Below are 16,322 nucleotides of genomic sequence, written 5' to 3'. Positions count from 1 at the left end.
CCTCCTGTTCTAATTAAAATAGTCCAAAATCCACTGCAAGGTCTTTTCTACTTGTCCACTATCATTTTTCAACTTATAACTTGACCAGTTTACCTGTGATGGGTTATTTGGATTAACATTCTTTTTCCATACTTTTACTCGTTCGGGTGAAATATCTAAAACTTTCTCGCCTTTGCTATTATAAGTTATGATATGCCCTGCATCGGTTTTATAAAAACTATTGGGGTCTGATATTAATGGTGCCTCTTCTCCCGAACATCCTCCAGATATCGCTCCTTTATCTGTTAATGTATCAAAGTATTCTTTGCTCAATTGATCTTGACTCTTTATCCTAGCATTCTCAATATCAGCAAACTTATCTCCAGTGCCAAATTCCCCCTCTCCCTTTCCATTCTGATTAGTTACTTTTCCAGTCCAATACTTTTCTACAGCCCTTTGCGCCGCTGCACTTCCTATCGTAAGCATTAACATGGCTGTCATTTTCGCATATCCTACACGTTCTGTAAAATAATGACCATAGACCTCCTTTATAAACTGGTCACTTGCATCATTTACTGAATATCCATTAATTACAGTATCCGCCAGGATATTATACACTGTCAAGCGAATCTGATAGCTCTCCTGTAAACGCCCAACCACCAGTACCTTGACAAAATAACCACCGCCATTTCTGGCGGTGCAGTTGTCATTTGATGGGTTTGCGGCAGGATTCCGGCAGTTCTTTGGACCATGGCAACAGGGCTTCGAGAAAGTCCAGACTGGCGCCATCCATGTGCTTCGGTATCTCTGTAAGCAGATGCTCAAAATACTGGTATGGCTTTAAGCGGTTTGCTTTTGCAGTTTCGGCAATGCTGTATATCACCGCACTTGCCTGCGCCCCATGAACCGTGTCAATCAGATGCCAGTTGCGCTTCCCTATGCAGAACCCCCGGATGGCCTGCTCGGCCGCATTGTTGTCTGCCGGAACCTGACCGTCATTCAGGAACACCTTCAGGTACAACTCCTGATTCAGGCAATAAGTAAAGCCTTTCCCTGTCTCCGATTTAGGCGGCACTTTATCCCGGTTGGCTCTGATCCACTCAAAAAAGGCATCCACCAGCGGCTTGACGCTGGTCTGACGCCGGTTGGCGCGTTCCTCTGGTGTGAGACTTAAGTACGCGGACTCCAGTTTGAAAATGGCCCCGATCTGCTCCAGTGCCTGATAGGCAAGCGTGTCCTTCGCTTTCTCTTTCCCCAGGGACTTGACTACATCAGCAAACCGGCGCCGTGCGTGGGACCAGCAGACCGGCGATTTTTAAATCCGCCTGTTCTTTCCCAAGCGTGTGGTATACCTGATAGCCATCGGTCACGCAGGTCCCGTGGTATCCTTTCAGGAATTCCCGTGGGTGGCTGGTGTTCCGGGTCTTTTGGTATTCATACAGAACTACCGCCGGACTCTCCTGCATTTTCCCGGTCCGATATACCCACATGTAGCTTTTGGCGCCGGCTTTTCTCCCGTCTTTATTGACCAGGACCGGCGTCTCGTCCGCCTGGATGACCGGGCAGGATAACAGCTCTCTGTGCAGACGTTCCCACAGCAGGGACAGGTAGTTCTCAGCGCACCGGATCGTCCAGTTTGCCATGTTCTGCCGGGGGAGGTGGATCTCGTTGCGGTCGAATTCCTGCTCCAGGCGGTACAGCGGGATGGCGTTCACGTACTTGGCATTCATAATGGCAGCCGCCAGAGACGGCGTCACCACGCTGTTCCGCAGAAGGTCTTTCGATCGGTCCGCTTTTACTATGGTCTGGTTATCCTTCCCTGCATAGACCGCCACATGGTGTTCCATCACCTGGAAAGCGGCCGGGTGAAACTCCAGCCGTTTATAGACCTCATCTGGAAGCCGTTTCCAGCCACTGTTTCCAAACAGCTGTTCCAGCTGCTCCGCTGTAAGCTCGTGACTGACCACAATGGTTTCGATGTCCTTTAGATCGGCCTCCCGTTTTCCTTTTTGCTTTGAGCGCCGGTAAGGAAGAGGGCATACCGTCTCCATCTCCGGCTCGGCGGAGCTGGCCTGACCGGACGTGGCCTCCGCTTCGTTAAAGCAGTCATCCATGGAAAGCGGCCCGTCTGTCCAGCTTTTCCGAGGAACGGCCGAACCGCTTCTGGTTTGAAATGGAGACCTGCCCGATCAGAATCTCCATGTTCCGGTTCATCTGGGCCATCTGGTCCTGCATGGACAGGAGAAGCTTCACCAGCATCTCCTTGCTACATTGATTCAGTTGTTCTTCTGTAAATGACGTAGGCATATCCATCCGCTCCTGACTGTGATGGCTCTATTATACAATAAATAGAGAAAAAAAGCGAATTCGGATTTTTAACGGAATGAGCAGTTTGACGAAAGAAAAAGAATGAAAAAAACAGTGAAATGCACCCGAAACCTCCGGATTTTCGGGTGGTTATCCACAAGAGCCGGAAGATTTTTGAACGGTGTCAAGGACGGCACCGACACCTCTTTCTGCCCCTGTGGATAAACGCCGCCCGCAGAACGGATAACTACGTCCGGGAAGAAATGATTTTCTCTGTTTTGCACAAATCTACAGGGGCGCTGCGGGATGGACCTTCTTGATGGAGTGCTTCTGCTCGATTGCCAGCCCCTGCATCAGCCAGATGTACTGCTCTGGGGAGATGGAAAGGACTTCCTGCTCATCGCGCGGCCACTGGAACCGTCCGGATTCCAGCCGTTTGTACAGGAGAAGGAATCCGTCCTGTTCCCACAAAAGTCCTTTGATCCGGTCAGTCCTGCGCCCACAGAAGAGGAACAGTATCCCAGGGAGAAACGGATCAAGCCGGAACTGGCTCTTCACCAGGGAGGAAAGGCCATCAATGCCTCTGCGGAGATCTGTGTAGCCGCAGGCGATATATACTTTTTGGAAACCGCAGGCGTCATTGAACATGGCACATCACCCGGACCATCTGTTCCAGCAGTTTGGGCGAGATGGTGTTTTGGATCTCAACAGAGCCGGAAGGGAAGTGCAGGACCGCAACCGGTCTCTCCAGATTTGTTATGGCCGGTGAAGGTGATGACAGAGGTATGGGAACGGGTGCAAAGACCGGCGCTTCGACATTTTTAAGGCAGGCCAGACGGACACGGCGCAGCCGGTAATAATAATTCGCTTTTGTGATTCCATGTGCGCGGCACCACTCCTTGACGGACATGTTTTCAGGTCTGGCCTGACAGTCCCGGATATCTTCCGCCCATTGGCTGAGCCGGTATTCCTCGGCCGCGGCAGTAGCAGCAGAACTCATAGTATTCCTCCTCGACTGGCAGTAAAAGTTGAGGGCTCAACTTTTACTACCGGGTAATAATAGTTGAGTCCATTATGCCATGGTGGGGTGGAGGATGCTAGGTACTGGCGGTTAGGCGTTTACCTCCGGCGGATTCCGGGATGGCATCCGGGGTCATGAAGTTTATCAACAGCCTGTAACCGCAAAAAAAGAACACTGCCACTCTCCATGGTGCAGGAGAACCGGCAGTGTTCTTTTTTCTGTTCTTCTTTCTGCAATATCTGTTATTCCAGGGTATGGAAAGCGGTGTGTGTTTACCCCCTTAAACCCCCAGTTTTCCTTACTGAAATCTTACTGACGAATGGATTTCAATGGGTCGAAAAAAGATAACAATCGTTATTCATGGGTGGCTTGGCGGCACCCAGCTTTTTTAATGTGCAGGATTCTGCCACCCGGTACCTCTAAAATACTGCTGAAAATGAGAAAACTACCGGATGGCAAAGCCTGAATTTGTTATGCTGGAAGCCCCCGTTTTTTGAATAACTTTTTCCTGCATTCCAGAAAAACTTATGCCGCCAAACAAAGTTGATTTCGCCCAAACCAACGGTTTTAAGGCATTTCCCGACATTAGACAGGGAAATCCTTTGATTCAATCGCAATCCTCGGCGGCTCTCCGGCTTTTTCTACAAAACAGAGCGGATATCCCTGCCATATGGAGTCAAGTGATTCCTCCCCCGCCTTCTCATAGCCCTGTGACGCACCGTGACTGCCCGTGTGCCAGTTTTAAGAACCGGCTCGGAAAGATGTACCATGGAACGGATATTTCAGCTCGTTGGGCCGATGTGGAACAGAGGTATTCCTCTCCAAATCCACCAATATAGCCAGGGTCGAAAAGTCTGCAGGTTAAAGAGTTTATGCCATATGACGGCATAAACTCGGAGGATACCGCCCGGCAAAGCCGGGCGGATATCTGTTATTATCATTTATTCAATTACTTATCTTTGAACAAATCTCTCTAAAACATTCTTTGTTGCTACTCCGCTTTTTGATATTAATTTTAATGCCGCATTAATATTTTTATGACACAATATTTTACCTTTATTATCCTCAGTAATCATCTCATTTAGGGCATCAATACACATTACAAAAAGTTCTTCATCGTCAGTATCTATAATTTTTAAAATGATATTAACATACTCTTCACTATTGCAATCCCCTAAACAATATACAAACCTTTTCTTCCACATATTATTTTTTTCATCAATATGTATCATTAATTCAACCCAATCATCTAAGCTAAATTTATTGATTAATTGACTGGCATGAATAACTCCCACATCATACCAGTAATCATCTGAAGAATCTTCTTTTGAAAATTCGGTTATATATGTATCCAATTCAATATACATTTTGCTCGCCCTCCTTAAATTGATTAATTTACAGGATCAAATCCAGGTGTTGGTTTTCCACCTACAGGATAAGCAGATATTACATCATTTCCTTGCTTAATGACATCTATTTCTACACCATTAATGTTTCCCCTATGAAGAGTTTGCCCATCTAATGGTCGAGTACCAATAGGTTTGCTATCTGCTATATTTTGGACTGCATCTATAATCTCATTATCTGACCAACTCTCCGGAAAAAGAGTGCTCGTTTTTAGCCTAGATACATTACCATCAGGAAATTGTTTGTAATATTTGACTACTTTTGTTCCATCTGGATTAATTTTCACTTCTTCAACCGCAAAGTTAGGGCTATTATTATTGACAGTGTTTGAAGAATGACCACCAATTATTTTGTTGCTCGTTCCAACTCTTTGACCCTCCAAAATCTTCTCTTCCATCTCAGGAGAAATATTACTACTGGTAGTATTAGTTCCACTTCTCCCCTTAGTAACCCCATTAATCCAGCTCTTAATCCGCTCAAATGCACTTTTAGAGGCTTCTTTTACAGTAGGCCCGATTCTATCCAGCAACATTCCAGCTTCATATATCACCGCACCTGCTGCTGAAAGTGCCGTCCCCTCTCCAAGATATGTCTCCATATCTTTGCCATTTTCCTCAAACTGCTCACACAGCGCCTGCGCCTCTTGCGGAAGCTGGGATACTTCTATATCCTGATATTCAGCTACATTTATCCCATACTCGGTCTTTAGTTTATGCGCTATATATGCACTGTCTATACCTTTTTGTAGTGCGCCTCCGATTATCAGTCCACTACCTGCATATGCGGCTGAAGCTCCTACTACTGCCAGAAGCGGAGCTCCTCCAGTTGCCGCGGTTATCAGTATGATAGCAACCCCAACGCCTGCTCCGAGCAAGGCTCCCTGATGCCGTTTTATTTCATCCGAAATCTCTTTACACGCTGACTGTTTCGTATAAGGCGATGTCGAATAATTGGGCGAACCTGTTTGATACTGCGGTGTACTGCCGCTACTGGCATTCCTTGTACTGTCCTGCTTATTGTATGCAGAGGTCTGATTATCCGGATCACCAAACGCATAGTGTCCACTCGGATCAGTGTAATTCAGCGGGCTGCTCTTGACATAGTTATACCGGTTCAGTGTCAGCGGGTCTGTGATATTGCCAAGGTACGAATCCTCTGTCAGGAAATTGCCGTTGGGCACATTGTAGTATCTGGCTCTCAGGTACTGGCTCTCCATATTCGGATTATAGCTCTCCGCATTATAGCTGTACACGTTGTTATACTGCGGCTTGCCAAACGTAAGGTCGCCGCTTACATTATACCGATACGACTGCCAGATCATCCCCTTACTGTCCGTAACTCCCGTCACACTGCCTCTCGGATCATAGGTATAGTAGCCAGTCCATTCTGTGAACCGCTCACTAGTCAGGCGTTCATTTCCATAGCTGTAAGCTGTATCCATTATACCATTGATGTTCAGCTCCATCAAGACTTCCACATGCTCCCGGTTCACATCGTTAACATACTCCACCAGCTCGTAGTTCTTTTCTTTGCCAGTCGTCTTGATCATGCCGATCAGCTCTGCTTCCAGCTCAGACACTTCGCCGTCGATCGGGAACAGGATGCCGCTCTGGTTCTGGCTTCCTCCGGTATTGTTGGTGTTTCCATTGGCATTTCCGTTGTTGTCGTTATTGCCCCCGGTGCTGGTGTTTCCGTTACCATTTCCATGATTACCAGAATTACCATTGCCGTTGTTACCAGAGTTGCCGTTTCCGTTCCCCTTGCCGTTATTCTTGTCGTTCCCGTTATTGCCCTTATCCTTGTCCTTATTCCCGTTGGACTTCCTTGCTGTAGCATTGGACGCGGTAGGCTCCTCTATGGTCTCCTCTGACTCCTCTATCCCGTCATCCATCCCAAAGAAGCTTCCAATGCTTGTCAGGATGCCCTTCTTACTCCCGGTCCCGTTCCCACTGTTATTTCCTTTGTTCCCGCTCCCGGAGTTATCCTTGTTGTTCCCATTACCATTCCCAGAGTTACCCTTCCAGTCATCATCCGTATGCAGGTTATAATTGAGCTGGAAGATCCGGTTGCCGTCTCCGTCGTAGGCCATGGCGACTAAGAGGTCGTTCTTATCAGATACAGCTTTCAAACGGTTCTCCACACTGTAGTCATAGGTCAGCTCCACCTTCCGGTTCCCGTCCGGCTTCACTTCCTCCTGCATAACCCGGTTTCCATCCGCATCGTAAGTATACTCCACATCCTTATAGTGCTTACCGTCATACAGCCTTGCCGCGACCATCTGGTTCGCCGCATTATAGGTATACTCTGCGCTCTCCTGCACCACGCCGTTCCTGGACTTCTTAAAGAAGGTACGGTTCCCCATGTCATCGTACTCATAGTCATACACATAGGTCCCCTGGCGGTCCTCCTTCTCCGTCGCACGGATCAGCTTGCCGTCGTCATCGTACTCAAAACTCCTCTTTGTCCCAATGATCTGGAAGTTATAGATACCATCCTTAGCATGTTTATTGATATGCTTATCCCCATGCGGGAACTTATCGTCATGCCAGTTCTCATGCTTCCCGTCATGCTTGTCATCCCAGGCATAGGCGTATAAGGATTCCGTTACGTCCTCTCCCACGATGAATCCACGGTCGTCATAGGTGTAATGGTACTCACTGATGGTCCACTCACAATCGTCACAGATGTTCTTCATATCCGTGATCTGGTCTCTCGCATTGTAGGTACTATAGGTGCTCACACCATTCGGGCGGTGGATCTCCGTCACCCGGTTGATCGCATCATAAGTATAGGTGGTCACGGCACCAGTCCGGTCAGTCACCTCGGTCAGGTTGTCATTCTTATCGTACTTGTAGCTGACCTTCTTTCCATCTGCATAGGTGATGCTCTCCAACTGGTCACAGCCATCATAAGCGTACTGGGTCACTTCACCGGAGCCGCTGGTCACTTTGGTGATGCGGCCAAGTCCGTCGTACTCGTACTTCGATTCTCCGCTGCGGTCCATCATGGACACGCGCTGGCCGGTCACGTCGTAAGCGTAGAGTACGCCCTCTTTGCTTTCCGGGTCCCTGGCATCCTCATAGGACTTCTCCACCAGGTCATTTAAGCGGTCATAATCGTAGCTGATCTTATTTCCGCCGTTGCTGGTATAGCTGGTGTTCCTCCCGCCGATATCATAGGTCATGACTTCCTTACGTCCCATGGCGTCGGTGATGGAGGTCATGTTGTTCTCTGCATCGTAGGTGTACCGGGTGGTACGCAGCATGGTATCCGTCGCGCTGGTCACATTTCCCATCACATCATAGGTGTAGGTGGCCGTTAAGCTGCTGGGCATGGTCACCTTTACCAGGTTGTCCAGGATGTCGTAAGCAAAGTGGGTGATCAGGCCATTTGTGGCGGTCACACTCAGGACATTGCCGTGCGGGTCGTAGGTATAGCTCTCCGTCAGGCCCATCCGGTCAGTCACGCTGGTGATACGGCTTCCCGGGTCATACGCAGTCGCAGTGGTCTCCCCCAGCGGGTTCTTCGTCCCGGTCAGGCGGTTATCCTTATCGTAAGTGTACTGGTAGATATATCCCTTCGGGTCGCTGATGGCAGTCACGTTGTAGTTTCCGTCATACTAGAGGTCCGTCTTCCGGTCTCCCGGTTTGGTGACGGATGCAAGCTCTCCCACCAGGTTATAAGCGAACTCCGTCGCCTTGCCCTCCGGGTCTACGCTGGCAGTGAGCTGGTCGATCAGGTCATAATGATAGTTCCAGGTATAGCCCAGGGCATTATTGAATTACCGAATTTATCATTGCCATCATCTATATAATATGTATTTGATTTAATCAGCCTTTACAGGCTTAACGTGTTTCGCTTTTTTGAATACTTGTCCAAAATTTGTTGTAAAATATTCTTAAACAATTTTATATGTTTTCTGTGACAGTATTAAAGAAGTTATCATATGGTAATTTCTTTTTTATTAGGTAGTAAAATCCAAGTAATGGAGAAAAGAGACCTGCCAAATAACGTAAAACACCATGTGTATAACAATATAAAGGTTTTTTATTTTCATTTAAAAATGCAACTTTAATTCTGACTAATCTTTTCCCAATTGAACATCCGTCAAAAAAATAGTCAAAAACAAAATTGTATACTAAAAATCCAATAAAGTATGAAAATTTAGCAATAGGTCTTTCAGCCGCTTCCAACGAAAATAAAAAAATAATATAAAAATAAATAAATAATTCAACAATTATGAGATCGATAGAAAATGCTATAAATCTTTTCATACTTAACGCCTTTCTTATTGTCATACAATACAAATATTCGTTATCTTTTTCAGTTGTCCTTTCAATTGTTGGGCAACGAAATATTCATTGCCCAACTTACAATTAATTTTAAAAGAATAAGTTTTAATATATGCTATTTGCCACAATTATCACTTTCTTGCCGGCTCGGTAACCCTAACATAATTCTTCCTAATTCTGATAAGTTTATACGTATTTTAGCACCTCCACCAATTACATCATAAGCACTGAAACCAAATTCATAAAATTGATCTTTTAATTCAACATCAATCTTATCTTCTTCGGGTGTTACGCCAATAATGTTTTTACCTAAAACTCTTACATTAAAATTCAGCTTATCATACTCCCAGTTGCTTTCCGCATCTGCCCTATTTGTTAAAGAGACTCCAAACACATCTTTGATATCCAAGGATACATTAAATGTTTCATATTCGCTTTGCCCCTTTTGATATGAAAAGTTCTTTTCATGAGCCCATTTGGCACTAATTTTGTAATGAAAATTATTACTTCTATATCCCTCTCGGAAAGATTCGCTAATAGCATTCTGAGACTGTTCTAATTTTTTGTATTTATTCATCGAAACATAAGGCTTTTCTTTTATATTAGACAATTCATTTAACAAATTAATCCCATTGTTGAGAATAATCGCTTTAAATTTATTTATCAGATCTTCAAATTCTGACGCATCATTATATGGATACCCAGCAACACTATCATAAATGGAACCGCCATTCAAATCTGCCGCTTTATATTCTTTTTGCATAGGAACCGTTGTTGAAAAACTCATATTAAGCCTGAATTATTCACGATAATTCATTTCACAGCGGTTAAAGCCGCATAGTTACAAGCTTTTAACTAAATATTGCATTTCACCTGTTAGATGATATAGAAAAAGAACCAAACTTTTGTTAAAATTTAGGTGTCGAATCCAAATAAAAACGAAAGAGTGATTCTCATATGGATATCTTACACACAAAAGCGCTGGAATGCAATAGACAAATTAAAATAAATTTTGACGGTGGTGATTTATCCTCCGATGCAGGTCTTCTACTGATGAAAGAATTCGCTTGCAAACTTGGCTTTGTTAAGATTTTACAATCTATGTTTAAAACCAACGACACTGCCAGCTTTCGTTATCATAAAGATGATGAAAATTTATGGCAGTTGATCTACCAGATCCTCGGGGCATACTTCGAGGATGACTGTGCGGATGAACTGACAAACGATCCTGTGCTTACCGCAATCCTTGCTAAAAAGGCTCTGGCTTCACAGCCTACTCTGTCCCGGTTCATCAATCGGATGGATGAAACAACATTGGAACAGTTTTATCATCTCATGCGCAGATTCCGGAAGGTGGTTTATTCCATTAAAATGCCGGAAATGATACTTCTTGATGTTGATTCCACTCTTCTTGATACGTATAGAAATCAAGAAGGGGAAGGGTTTAACTTTCACTACCAGAGCCATGGGTATCATCCACTGGTCTGCTACGATGGTATCACAGGTGATCTGCTAAAAATCCAACTGCGTGACGGAACCGGTTATTCCTCTACCGGAGTTGAAGATTTTATTCAGCCTCTTTTGGATGAATTTCAAAACGATTATCCGGATATTCCGTTACTTCTTCGTGGAGACAGCGGCTTCACAAAACCGGGTTTCTATGAGCAGTGTGAAACGAATGGCGTATCTTATGCGATCCGCTTAAAACAAAGCGAACCATTGCGCAAGATGGCTGGTGAGATCGATGAACGCCTTACCGAAGCAACGAAGGATGACCTCGCCTCATATGCTGTTCAGTATGGAGAATTCATGTATCAGGCTGGTTCATGGAGCTATCCACGCCGGGTTGTATGCAAAATAGAAAAGCCTGCAGGTCAGTTCATACACATGTACACATTTGTTGTAACAAATATGGATTCATCACCCGAACTGGTTATCAAGTTTTACTGTAAACGAGGCATAATGGAGAATTATATCAAGGAAAGCAAGAATGGATTTGATTTCACTGCTGTCAGCAGTTCGTCCAGAACCGTAAATGCAAACCGCCTTCAGATCCATGCACTCGCATACAACCTATTTAATTGATTTAAGCGCCTGGTACTGCCTGCAAAAATGCGTAAGCAGCTGGTAGATACCATACGTTTGAAATTGCTGAAAGTAGCAGCAAGGGCTGTACGTTCAGCAAGATATATAACATTCAAGCTTTGCAGTAGTTGTCCTTATAAAAACGAATTCTATGAAACGCTGGATAATATAAGCAGTCTACGGCCGAAACTTGAATAACAGTAACCATGAACTTTGAAAACGAAAGATGCGGATTTTAGACTCACAGGGGAAGTCTACCCTTTTTTCGGGCGTTCCACATGCTAAATCTCATTATCGTTGGTTCAAAATACAGGAAATGAATTTTCAGGCAGATTTATATTACCATGAATAATTCGGATTAAGGTAAAAGCCATTATCGTAAATTGAAATGATTTGTATTATATCTCCTTGCACTTTTCGGAAATAATTCCATGTAATTTCCTCTGTAGAAATTGGATCGATTTTAAAACCTTGCTAAAGCAAAACAGACATTATTATTTTTTTAATGATTTTATTTTTTGATTGCATATTCAATTTTAGTCCCCCTCCATTCAATCTATGCTCACTTCATTATGAGGTGAGCATAGAAATTTAATTTATAATAGTGGTATAACTTGAACGCCTAATTCAAATAAATATACTATTAATTCATATAAGGCAGCAACAGTACCTGCAATTGTAATTGCGTAAACGCCTAACGCAATCCATTTGTTTTACAACAAAGCTGTTGCTCCAGTAGAAAATTCATCTACCAGAGCAACACAACACGCATTTAATTAACACTTTTAAATGCTACCACTTTTAAATAATAATATTTTCCATCGATATCTTAATGCGTTTTACCAATATTCATATCGTGTTTTCATCAAAAAAAATATTTTCAGGCAAAAATCCACTTACATGAATGAATATTCTAAAACACATATACTTTATCTTGAATTATTATAATAATTCTGGTTCCAATATCTAACTACTTAACAATTCTTCATTTAACCTATTGAGCTTGAATTAAAATAAAATCATTATAATTTAAATGTTCTTCATTTTCTAAATCAAACGCTTTCCAAGTCGTCCAATAAAACCACTTGCCGTTTTGAACTATTTTTGCAAAACCTATTTCTGACCTCTATGAGTCTTCGCTTCCTACTAGGGCAAAAAATCAAACCGCATTGTGTCATCAAATATAATATCAATAGAACGAGGATTACTATCTAGTGTAATGGCACATTCATATTTTAATTTTGTTGTGATGATAATTGCGTTTGTACTAATTGCAAAACGAAACTACCAAAATCTTCTGCTAAAATCTTTACAAATTCATATTGACTACCATTGTAAAAACATTCTATTACTCGCGGTTCACCTTCTGAATTTTTATTAGCATAATCCAAAAAAACCATATCTCCATCACCAATATTATAAATAGGTATCCATTCTCTGCATAAATCACACTCCTTTCTATCGTTTAGTGCATAGGCAACAGAATTCCCTTCAAGAATCCCAGAATTATCATCTGGATCTATCCCGTATATTTCACTACCAAAAAAGGACATATAACCACACTCTTTATAAAATTCTTTACATTGCCTTGAAAATTTCACCCCTAACAACTTCTCTGATCTTAAAATCTGGTCTTCCGTTTTTCCCCCTACCGTAGTATAAAAGTTGCATTTAGGTGCCAATGACATTGCCTCTTTAAAATTCTTATAACTCATTATAAAAATAACCTCCAATTTTCGCCAAGTGTTTTTCCTTTGAAATCAAGGATTTTCCAGTTTCATCGCTCAGATGAATAAGCTACATGAATGGGCATTTCTCGGTATCTGGTATAAAAATAGATATTTGAGGTATATAAATAAATATCTCGATTCTTTGTTTTACATGGGCTTCTGTATATTCTATTACCCACAGTAGCAATCCTCTCGTGACTACCAAAATAACCTGTGTTACTTTTATACCTCAACATTAATCACCTCTTTTAACTATTAGCTCACCTTTTGTTGTAGATGTTTTTCAAATCATTCCTTATATCCCCTAGCTTTCCTGTCAGGGTTGGATTAAGCTTTCAGCACCTCTTATCAAAAGCTTGACCCAACCGCAACAGGGCTTTGCCTGTATAACTCCCAACAATAATATAGCCAGCATCTAAGACTTATTGATATCACTATCAGTTTCCTCGCATCTTAATCCATACTTTAATAAAGATTGCATAAAATACTTTTAAAATCTTAGAGATTATCACTACTACCAACCTTATGCATCTTCTTTTTATGAATTTTCTCCACGGGTTCGGTATTGCTCATGTATTTTCCTAAACTCTATATTTTTCCAGGCAATGATATTTAACCTCGTAAACATATCCCTTAGGTGTTCCCACTCGTAATTTCTTTACTTTGACGTATATTTTTACTCAACCTCCTTTCTTACGATTTCCTATACATAAATTGTACTGGAAGATTCTTTTAATAATTCAAATTTTTACTTCTCCATTTCCAATATTCACTTCTCCAACGATTAAACTCATTTCTATCAATTTGTGATGCCGTCTGTCCTGTATTTGTATGCAAATTTTTATAATTTGTTTGATGATTTGTAGCTGTAATTTCCATAACAGGGCCTTTATCCGTTTGATCAATATGATGAATATTTACAGATTTCCCATCAATCCCTATTGGTGCTAATCCCTGTTCCATTCTTTGAACGTTGGTTCTGCCTTGGGCATCGATAAAATCAGGATCAAATGTACTATTATCCATTGTAACAGTTTTTCCATTAAATACAATAATATTATTAACATTAGATGCTACTTTATCTGCAAAATACTGCGCAAGCGTTATTCCCGCCTGGTAAACTCCTTCTGCCAGATATAACAACATTGCTGTTTGATATGCACGAGTTGTTAAATCCATATACAGCGACTGCTTGCTCTGATTTTCAAAATAATCTTCGCATAAATTCCATACATCTTCTGGCAATTGATCCATATTATATATGGTTATCTCATCAATATTGTAACCGTATTGTTCCTGTAAGGTTTTCTTTATTTCCTGCTTATTATACTCGGTTACAACTCCCCCAACCAGAACACCGCCAGTTGCTCCACCCGCAATAATTGTTGCTGTTGATGCAAATGGTGCTGCTGCCAATGCAGCTGTACCGCCAGTTGCCACAATTATAATAGCTGTAGCCGTTCCTGCCGTTAAAGCTCCCGCAGCATATGCTGGATTTTCCTTAATAAAAGTCCAGAGGTCATGTACCAGTGTACCCTCTTGAGCTGATAAATAAGAGTCTTTTATTGCCCGAAGTTCTGCTCTTTGCTCATCTGTTTTGGCATTTTTATATTGTAACGCCCAGTCCTGATATATCGGCCCCATGCGCTCAATATCATTACCTGGAATATCCTCATAATGGCTATCTTCCCATTGTCCAGTAACATAATTATATTCCGGTTCCATGCCACTCGGATCAATATAATTAAGCGGACTGCTCTTGACATAGTTATACCGGTTAAGTGTCAGCGGATCTATGATATTGCCAAGGTACGAATCCTCCGTCAGGAAGTTTCCGTTCGTCACGTTATAATACCGTGCTCGCAGATACTGACTCTCCATATTCGGATTATAACTCTCCGCATTGTAGCTGTACACGTTATTATACTGCGGTTTGCCAAACGTGAAGTCGCCATTGGCATTATAACGGTACGACTGCCAGATCATCCCCTTGCTGTCCGTAACTCCCGTCACGCTGTCTCTCGGGTCGTAGGTATAATAGCCAGTCCACTCCGTGAACCTCTCATTAGTCAGACGCTCATTTCCATAGCTGTAAGCTGTATCCATTATACCATTGATGTTCAGCTCCATCAAGACTTCCACATGCTCCCGGTTTACGTCATTGACGTACTCCACCAGCTCATAGTTCTTTTCCTTGCCAGTAGTCTTGATCATGCCGATCAGCTCTGCTTCCAGCTCGGACACTTCGCCGTCGATCGGGAACAGGATGCCGCTCTGATTCTGGCTTCCTCCGGTGTTGTTGGTGTTTCCGTTGGCATTTCCGTTGTTGTCGTTGACTCCGCCGGTACTGGTATTTTCATTCGGTCCGGAGTTTCCATTACCGTTGTTGCCATTACCATTGCTGCCGGAATTACCATTATTCCCGGAGTTCCCGTTTCCGTTCCCCTTTCCGTTATTCTTATCGTTTCCGTTATTGCCCTTATCCTTGTCCTTATTGCTGCTGTACAGAGTGATCTCTTCTTCAGATGTCTCCGTTACCGGCTCCTCATCCCCGCCAAAGAACCCGGCTATGCTCTCCAGGATGCCTTGCTTATCCTTGCTCCCGGTCCCGTTGCCGCTGGTATTGCCTTTGTTCCCGCTGCCGGAGTTATCCTTGTTGTTCCCATTACCATTCCCAGAGTTGCCCTTCCAGTCATCATCCGTATGCAGGTTATAATTGAGCTGGAAGATCCGGTTGCCGTCTCCGTCGTAGGCCATGGCGACTAAGAGGTCGTTCTTATCAGATACAGCTTTCAAACGGTTCTCCACGCTGTAGTCATAGGTCAGCTCCACCTTCCGGTTTCCGTCCGCATCGTAGGTATATTCCACATCTTTGTAATGCTTGCCATCGTAGAGCCTTGCCGCGACCATCTGGTTCGCTGCATTATAGGTATACTCTGCGCTCTCCTGCACCACGCCGTTCCTGGACTTCTTAAAGAAGGTCCGGTTCCCCATGTCATCGTACTCATAGTCATACACATAGGTCCCCTGGCGGTCCTCCTTCTCCGTTGCACGGATCAGCTTGCCGTCGTCATCATACTCGAAATTCCGCTTCGTTCCGATGATCTGGAAGTTGTAGATACCGTCCTTTGCATGTTTATTGATGTGCTTATCCCCATGCGGGAACTTATCGTCATGCCAGTTCTCATGCTTCCCGTCGTGCTTGTCATCCCAGGCATAGGCGTATAAGGATTCCGTCACATCCTCCCCCACGATGAAGCCGCGGTCATCATAGGTGTAATGGTACTTGCTGATGGTCCATTCACAGTCGTCACAGAGGTTCTTCATATCCGTGATCTGGTCCCTTGCATTGTAAGTATTATAGGTGCTCACACCATTAGGCCGGGGGATCTCCGTCACACGGTTGATGGCATCATAAGTATAGGTGGTCACGGCCCCGGTCCGGTCGGTCACCTCTGTTAGGTTGTAATTCTTTATATAAATGTCAAATTCCCCATCTAC

General features: G+C 43.5%; 13 protein-coding genes and 2 pseudogenes. 1 reads left to right on the top strand and 14 read right to left on the bottom strand.

What is annotated here, in order from left to right:
* Window positions 1–9: 9 nt before the first annotated feature.
* The 12 genes and pseudogenes from AB1I67_RS04820 to AB1I67_RS04765 form a co-directional block, all read right to left on the bottom strand.
* Window positions 10–603, bottom strand: coding sequence for a hypothetical protein (locus AB1I67_RS04820; protein WP_367028676.1), 594 nt, complete (start codon window positions 601–603; stop codon window positions 10–12).
* 82 nt (window positions 604–685) lie between these two features.
* Complete coding sequence (locus AB1I67_RS04815; protein ID WP_367029159.1) at window positions 686–1,237, bottom strand: transposase; 552 nt, start codon at window positions 1,235–1,237, stop codon at window positions 686–688.
* Between the two features lie 13 nt (window positions 1,238–1,250).
* Window positions 1,251–2,093 carry a transposase gene (locus AB1I67_RS04810; protein WP_367028675.1) on the bottom strand — a complete coding sequence of 281 codons (843 nt, stop codon included), beginning with the start codon at window positions 2,091–2,093 and terminating at the stop codon, window positions 1,251–1,253.
* Entirely contained in the window at window positions 2,086–2,286 is a 201-nt protein-coding gene (locus AB1I67_RS04805) for a hypothetical protein (protein WP_367028674.1), read from the bottom strand. The genes AB1I67_RS04810 and AB1I67_RS04805 overlap by 8 nt, the downstream gene beginning before the upstream one ends.
* Before the next feature lie 288 nt (window positions 2,287–2,574).
* Complete coding sequence (gene tnpB, locus AB1I67_RS04800; RefSeq protein WP_367028673.1) at window positions 2,575–2,934, bottom strand: IS66 family insertion sequence element accessory protein TnpB; 360 nt, start codon at window positions 2,932–2,934, stop codon at window positions 2,575–2,577.
* Window positions 2,924–3,286 carry a hypothetical protein gene (locus AB1I67_RS04795; protein WP_367028672.1) on the bottom strand — a complete coding sequence of 121 codons (363 nt, stop codon included), beginning with the start codon at window positions 3,284–3,286 and terminating at the stop codon, window positions 2,924–2,926. The genes tnpB and AB1I67_RS04795 overlap by 11 nt, the downstream gene beginning before the upstream one ends.
* A 974-nt stretch (window positions 3,287–4,260) precedes the next feature.
* On the bottom strand, window positions 4,261–4,674 hold the full coding sequence (locus AB1I67_RS04790; protein ID WP_367028671.1) for a hypothetical protein: 414 nt from the start codon (window positions 4,672–4,674) through the stop codon (window positions 4,261–4,263).
* Window positions 4,675–4,697: 23 nt separating this feature from the next.
* Window positions 4,698–7,409 (bottom strand): EndoU domain-containing protein, encoded by a 2,712-nt coding sequence (locus AB1I67_RS04785; protein ID WP_367029157.1) that lies wholly within the window; start codon window positions 7,407–7,409, stop codon window positions 4,698–4,700.
* A gap of 48 nt (window positions 7,410–7,457) precedes the next feature.
* Window positions 7,458–8,321, bottom strand: a pseudogene (locus AB1I67_RS04780) (hypothetical protein); the annotation flags it as partial.
* Window positions 8,322–8,333: 12 nt separating this feature from the next.
* Window positions 8,334–8,450, bottom strand: a complete 117-nt coding sequence (locus AB1I67_RS04775) for a hypothetical protein (protein ID WP_367029155.1) — start codon at window positions 8,448–8,450, stop codon at window positions 8,334–8,336.
* Window positions 8,451–8,622: 172 nt separating this feature from the next.
* Entirely contained in the window at window positions 8,623–8,988 is a 366-nt protein-coding gene (locus tag AB1I67_RS04770) for an RDD family protein (protein ID WP_367028670.1), read from the bottom strand.
* A 133-nt stretch (window positions 8,989–9,121) separates the two neighbouring features.
* A complete protein-coding gene (locus tag AB1I67_RS04765; RefSeq protein WP_367028669.1) occupies window positions 9,122–9,793 on the bottom strand; it encodes a hypothetical protein in 672 nt (223 codons plus the stop codon).
* 170 nt (window positions 9,794–9,963) lie between these two features.
* Here AB1I67_RS04765 and AB1I67_RS04760 point away from each other — a divergent pair.
* Window positions 9,964–11,289 (top strand): annotated as a pseudogene (locus AB1I67_RS04760) (IS1380 family transposase).
* A 1,037-nt stretch (window positions 11,290–12,326) separates the two neighbouring features.
* Here the strand turns inward: AB1I67_RS04760 and AB1I67_RS04755 are convergent.
* Together AB1I67_RS04755 and AB1I67_RS04750 are read right to left on the bottom strand one after the other, a co-directional pair.
* Window positions 12,327–12,806, bottom strand: a complete 480-nt coding sequence (locus AB1I67_RS04755; RefSeq protein ID WP_367028668.1) for an SMI1/KNR4 family protein — start codon at window positions 12,804–12,806, stop codon at window positions 12,327–12,329.
* A 747-nt stretch (window positions 12,807–13,553) separates the two neighbouring features.
* Window positions 13,554–16,298 carry an HNH/ENDO VII family nuclease gene (locus tag AB1I67_RS04750; RefSeq protein ID WP_367029154.1) on the bottom strand — a complete coding sequence of 915 codons (2,745 nt, stop codon included), beginning with the start codon at window positions 16,296–16,298 and terminating at the stop codon, window positions 13,554–13,556.
* Window positions 16,299–16,322: the final 24 nt, after the last annotated feature.

Origin of the sequence: Clostridium sp. AN503, from assembly GCF_040719375.1 — a bacterium.
Classification (GTDB): Bacteria; Bacillota; Clostridia; order Lachnospirales; family Lachnospiraceae; genus Brotaphodocola.
Note: the sequence above shows the minus strand (reverse complement) of the source record. Positions and strands in the feature narration are given on the sequence as shown.